The organism is Aeromonas sp. QDB18 (assembly GCF_027705325.1).
Lineage (GTDB): Bacteria > Pseudomonadota > Gammaproteobacteria > Enterobacterales > Aeromonadaceae > Aeromonas > Aeromonas caviae.
The window spans coordinates 1-522 of record NZ_JAPDBQ010000369.1; the positions used below are offsets into that span (position 1 = coordinate 1).

Genomic DNA, 522 nt, shown 5'->3' on the forward strand with positions numbered 1-522 from the left:
GGCCATCGCCGAGAGTAGCGAGCAGTGCAACCAGCCCATCGGTGCCCGGTTGGTCTTGCTGGCGGATGCGGTGTTTCGTACCCGGCACCGTTGGGAAAGCGGTGCGTTGAGCAAGCAGAAATACCTGCGCAGGCTCGCGCGTTACCGGCAAAGCTGGCGAAGCCAGTTGGAGCGCGGCGCCCTGTTGTGCAGCAAACGCTACCGTGGACGATGCCAGTTGCTGCTGCGGGATGACGAGATGCTGTGGCGGTTTATGACTGACGACGAAATAGCGCTGACCAACAACGAGGCGGAGCGGGCGCTGCGTGGCTATGTGCTCTGGCGCAAGGGTAGCTACGGCGTGTGGTCTCACCGGGGCGAGCTGTTTCGCCAGCGCATCCTGTCGTTGGTGGAGACCGGCAAGCGATTGGGCCGCTGCCCACAGGAGTGGTTGAGGGCCGTGGTCAGGGCGTGCATCGAGAAGACAGATTATCCCATCCCGGCAGAACTGATGCCGTCAACCCCGTCCTGGTGAATAGATAC

Annotated in this window: 1 protein-coding gene; it reads left to right on the plus strand. The window is 62.5% G+C overall.

Features of this window, described 5'->3' with window-relative positions; translation table 11 throughout:
- Nucleotides 1–514, plus strand: a 514-nt coding sequence (locus OKC30_RS21390) for an IS66 family transposase (protein WP_210538931.1), incomplete at its 5' end; no start/stop codon positions are given.
- Between the last annotated feature and the right edge of the window lie 8 nt (nucleotides 515–522).